Annotated in this window: 5 protein-coding genes; 2 read left to right on the top strand and 3 right to left on the bottom strand. The window is 70.1% G+C overall.

What is annotated here, in order from left to right; all coding sequences use genetic code 11:
- Positions 1 to 301 (bottom strand): metalloregulator ArsR/SmtB family transcription factor (locus F3J18_RS35725; RefSeq protein WP_166916822.1); only part of this gene is annotated, 301 nt, incomplete at its 3' end.
- 164 nt (positions 302 to 465) lie between these two features.
- On the opposite strand from F3J18_RS35725, the gene F3J18_RS35720 reads away from it, so the two are divergent.
- A complete protein-coding gene (locus F3J18_RS35720) occupies positions 466 to 618 on the top strand; it encodes a hypothetical protein (protein WP_013697043.1) in 153 nt (50 codons plus the stop codon).
- Between the two features lie 85 nt (positions 619 to 703).
- The gene (locus F3J18_RS35715; RefSeq protein ID WP_025098990.1) at positions 704 to 1,213 is read left to right on the top strand and encodes an acyl-CoA thioesterase; all 510 of its coding nucleotides are present in this window, start codon (positions 704 to 706) and stop codon (positions 1,211 to 1,213) included.
- Positions 1,214 to 1,329: 116 nt separating this feature from the next.
- Here the strand turns inward: F3J18_RS35715 and fumC are convergent, their stop codons facing one another.
- Both fumC and F3J18_RS35705 read right to left on the bottom strand, forming a co-directional pair.
- Complete coding sequence (fumC, locus tag F3J18_RS35710; protein WP_166916820.1) at positions 1,330 to 2,724, bottom strand: class II fumarate hydratase; 1,395 nt, start codon at positions 2,722 to 2,724, stop codon at positions 1,330 to 1,332.
- A 203-nt stretch (positions 2,725 to 2,927) separates the two neighbouring features.
- Positions 2,928 to 4,328 (bottom strand): MATE family efflux transporter, encoded by a 1,401-nt coding sequence (locus F3J18_RS35705; protein ID WP_025098988.1) that lies wholly within the window; start codon positions 4,326 to 4,328, stop codon positions 2,928 to 2,930.
- Positions 4,329 to 4,500: the final 172 nt, after the last annotated feature.

Below are 4,500 nucleotides of genomic sequence, written 5' to 3'. Positions count from 1 at the left end.
GCAGCGGCGCGGTGGCCTGCGCGAGGTTGGCGAGCGTCTCGATCGAGGCGGCCACCTCGGGCGAGGCGATCCGGTAATAGCGATGCCGCCCGCGCACCTCGAGCGAGAGCAGGCCGCCGTCGGTCAGGCGCGCCAGGTGCGCGCTGCCGGCCGAGGGCGAGAGCCCGGCCAGCAGCGTCAGCTCGCCGGCCGGGCGCGCGCTGCCGTCCATCAGCGCCCACAGCATGGCCGCGCGGCCCGGATCGGCGAGCAGGGCGCCGAGCCGGCTCAGGCCGGGAAAGTGCGGGTCGGTGGCGATCATGGTCGGGCCTCGGAGGGAAACGGGTCAGGCTAGTGTAGGCGCCGCCCGCATTCGATGGTTCAGGGCAGCGCGAAGTATCGAATGCGGCGCTACCGGTCGCGCGGCCACGTGCCCGGTGCCGCCCCGCGTAGAATGCGCGAATCGGATTTCGAGGACGGGCGATCATGCGGGAATTGAGCAAACTGCTGCTGGCCGTGTTCGCGGCGGCCTGCCTGTGCGCCGGCTGCGCGAACGGCGGCGCGGGATCGGCCGGCGGCGGCCAGGGCAGCATCGAGATGTACGGCACGCTCGACCAGGGCATCACGGTCCACAACTGAGCCCGGGGCGGCTGCGACGCAGGATCGCGGTGGCGAACCGTATAATCGGCTTCACCCACACGATACCGCCCGAAACGGAGCCAAGATGTCGAACCCCACGCCCACCGCGCCCCTCGATCGCACCGAGACCGTGTTCCGTTTCCTCGCCGAGCCGACCTCGGTGAATTTCGGCGGCAAGGTCCACGGCGGTGCGCTGATGAAATGGATCGACGAGACCGCCTACGCCTGCGCGGCGATCTGGTCGAGCCGCTACTGCGTGACCGTCAGCGTCGGCAATATCCGCTTCAAGCGACCGATCCTGGTCGGCAACCTGGTCGAGCTGAAGGCGCGGGTGGTGGCTACCGGCCGCACCAGCATGCACATCCACGTGACCGTGCACGCGGGCGACCCGAAGGGCGGCGTGCTGCGCCAGACCACCGACTGCATGGTGGTGTTCGTGGCCGTCGACGAGAACGGCAACCCGCTGCCGGTGCCGCCGCTGGTGCCCGTCACCGACGAGGACAAGCGCCTGCAGCAATACGCGCTGGACGTGCGCGAGGCGCTCGACAAGCTCGTCGAGCTGAAGCCGGAAGAGGTGGCCAAGGGCGTGGTCTGAGCCGCGCGCCGGCTGCCTGCCGGCGCCAGCCATGATGAACGAGGCCGGCAGGACGCGAGAGACGTCCTGCCGGCCTTGTCGTTGGCATCGAGGGCCGGCGGCGCCGGCCCATGCGCTTATTGCTTGCCGATCATCTCGGCGGGCTTCACCCATTCGTCGAACTGCGCGTCGGTGACATAACCGAGCGCGAGCGCCGAAGTCTTCAGCGTGGTGCCTTCCTTGTGCGCCTTCTTGGCGATCTGCGCGGCCTTGTCGTAGCCGATATGCGGATTGAGCGCCGTCACCAGCATCAGCGATTCGTTGAGCAGCGTGTCGATGCGCGAATGATTCGGCTCGATGCCGACCGCGCAGTGATCGTTGAAGCTCAGCGCGCCGTCGGCCAGCAGGCGCACCGACTGCAGCACGTTGTGCGCGATCATCGGGCGGAACACGTTCAGCTCGAAGTTGCCGCTCGCGCCGCCGAAGTTGACGGCCACGTCGTTGCCGAACACCTGGCAGCACAGCATCGTGACGGCTTCCGACTGCGTCGGGTTGACCTTGCCCGGCATGATCGAGCTGCCCGGCTCGTTCTCGGGGATCGACAGCTCGCCCAGGCCGCAGCGCGGGCCGCTGGCCAGCCAGCGCACGTCGTTGGCGATCTTCATCAGGCTGGCGGCGACCGTCTTCAGCCCGCCGTGCGCGAACACCAGCGCGTCGGCCGCGGCCATCACCTCGAACTTGTTGGGCGCGCTCACGAAGGGCAGCTTGGTGAGCCGGCCGATCTCGTCGGCCACCGCCACCGCGAACTTCGGATGCGCGTTCAGGCCGGTGCCCACCGCGGTGCCGCCCTGCGCCAGCTCGTACAGGTGCGGCAGGGTCGATTCGAGATGGCGGATGCCCTGGTCGAGCTGGGCCACGTAGCCCGAGAACTCCTGGCCGAGCGTGAGCGGCGTGGCGTCCTGCAGGTGGGTGCGGCCGATCTTGACGATCCCGGCGAAGGCCTTCGACTTCTCGTCGAGCGTGCTGCGCAGGCGCTTCAGCGCGGGCAGCAACTGGGTATGGATGGCGAACGCGGCGGCGATGTGCATCGCGGTCGGGAACACGTCGTTCGAGGATTGGCCGCGGTTCACGTCGTCGTTCGGGTGGACCTTGCGCGACTCGCCGCGCACGCCGCCGAGCAGCTCGCTGGCGCGGTTCGCGATCACCTCGTTGAGGTTCATGTTGGTCTGCGTGCCCGAGCCCGTCTGCCAGACCGCGAGCGGGAATTCATCGGGATGGCGCCCGGCGATGATCTCGTCGGCGGCCGCGACGATCGCGTTGGCCTTGTCCTCGGCCAGCACGCCGAGCTCGCGGTTGACCGTGGCGGCCGCGCGCTTGATCAGCGCGAGCGCGTGGATCAGCTCGGGCGATTGCTTTTCCGTCGAGATCTTGAAGTTCTGCAGCGATCGCTGCGTCTGCGCGCCCCACAGGCGGGCGTCCGGCACCGCGATCTCACCGAAGGTGTCGCGTTCCATCCGTACTGCTTCGCTCATCTTTGACTCCGTCACAAGAAAACAGCCACGCCGCGCGCATCGGGCGCGGCTCGAAAGCGTAGGTAGGGACGGGCGCCGTTCTGTCGACGGCGTCCAGAGGCGACAAGCATAGCGCCGCGCGCGATTTTACGTCGGCTGGCGGCGCGGCGGGAAGAAGGCAGGGCAATGCCGGGCGGGCACGGCGCGCGCGCCGGTGGTTCGCCTCAGCGGGCGGTGCCGTGATGCGCGTCGATCACGGCCCGGGTCTTCTTGTGGAAACGCCAGGTCATCAGCACGGCCACGCTGGCCAGGCCCGCGGCGAGCCCCCACCAGAGCCCGCGCGCGCCCAGCCCGACATGGAACGCGAACCAGTAGCCGACCGGGAAGCCGACGCCCCAGTAGCCGAGCGTGGCGACGATCATCGGCACGCGCGTGTCCTTCAGGCCGCGCAGGCAGCCCGAGCCCACCGTCTGCATGCCGTCGACGATCTGGAAGATCGCCGCGATGCCGAGCAGGCTGGTGGCCAGCGCGATGGTGCCGGCATTCTTCGGGTCGTCCAGGTGCAGGTAGAGGCCGACGATCGCATGCGGCGCAACGATCAGCAGCAGCCCCGACAGCGACATGAAGGCCACGCCCAGCCCGATCGCGGCGAACCCCGCGTGACGCGCCGCCAGCGGCTGGCCGGCGCCCATCCAGTAGCCGACCCGCACGTTGGCGGCCTGGCCGATCGCCAGCGGCACCATGAAGGCGACCGAGGCCACGTTCAGCGCGATCTGGTGCGCCGCCAGCGAGGATTCGCCGAGCACGCCGATGGTCAGGCCGGTGGCCAGGAACAGCGTCGATTCGACCCCGTAGGTGATGGCGACCGGCCAGCCGATGCCGACCAGCTCGCCCATCATCGGCAGCTTGGGCCGCGAGGCGGCCACGAAGTGACGGAACGCCGGGCGGCCGTGCAGCAGCAGCACCAGCGCGATCGCGGTGAGCCAGATGGTGATGGTGGTGGCCACCGCCGAGCCGAGGAAACCGAGCCGCGGCAGGCCGAAGGCGCCGTGGATCAGCCCGTAGTTGAGCACCGCGTTGACGCCCACCCCCGCGATCGAGACCCACAGCAGCCGGCGCGCGGCGCCGATCGCCGGCAGGAAGGAGCGCATCAGGCCCACCCCGATCAGGCTGCCCGGCGCGGCCAGGCACAGCACCCGGCAGTATTCGCCGATATTGCGGGCCAGTTCGGCGGGTTCGTGGAACATCAGCAGCAGCGGCTCGACGAACAGCAGCACCAGGATCGCCGGCAGCGCCAGCAGCAGGGCCAGCGCGACGCCGGTCCAGTAGATGTGCGGGATGCGCTCGTCGGCCTGCGCGCCGCGCGCATGCGCGACGCTGACGCTCACCGAGGTCAGCACGCCCTGCAGCACCGTGACCACCACGAAGAACAGCGTCGCGCCGAGCCCGCCGGCGGCGAGCGAGTCGGGGCCGAGCGAGCCGAGCAGCACCGTGTCGGTGACGCTCATCGCCATCTGCGAGAGCTGCGCGATCGCGAGCGGCGCGGCGAGACGGGCGGTGTCGGCGGCGTGGCGAGAGAAGGAGGGCGGCGCGCTGGCCGCGCGCGAGAAGCCGGGAAGCGACATGGGCGGACCGCGGGTACGTGCCCGCGCTCTGTTGTTGTAGTGAAGCGAGCAGCTTACGTTTTTCCTGCGCGACTGTCGAATCGGCGCCAGAGGGCGCGTCGCGCGTGGGGGCTTGGCGGCGGCGTGGCTTCGCGCGCGGGGCCGGATGAGCGCCGCGCGCCGCTCGCCTTGG

The sequence above is a fragment of the Burkholderia sp. Ax-1720 genome, from assembly GCF_011753035.1.
Lineage (GTDB): Bacteria > Pseudomonadota > Gammaproteobacteria > Burkholderiales > Burkholderiaceae > Burkholderia > Burkholderia gladioli.
This window is presented reverse-complemented; position numbering and strand designations above follow the sequence as displayed.

Bases quoted from the DNA above. Each gene is read 5' to 3' on its own strand.
- F3J18_RS35720 (WP_013697043.1), top strand. From the start codon at position 466: ATGCGGGAATTGAGCAAACTGCTGCTGGCCGTGTTCGCGGCGGCCTGC.
- F3J18_RS35715 (WP_025098990.1), top strand. From the start codon at position 704: ATGTCGAACCCCACGCCCACCGCGCCCCTCGATCGCACCGAGACCGTG.
- fumC (WP_166916820.1), bottom strand. From the start codon at position 2,724: ATGAGCGAAGCAGTACGGATGGAACGCGACACCTTCGGTGAGATCGCG.
- F3J18_RS35705 (WP_025098988.1), bottom strand. From the start codon at position 4,328: ATGTCGCTTCCCGGCTTCTCGCGCGCGGCCAGCGCGCCGCCCTCCTTC.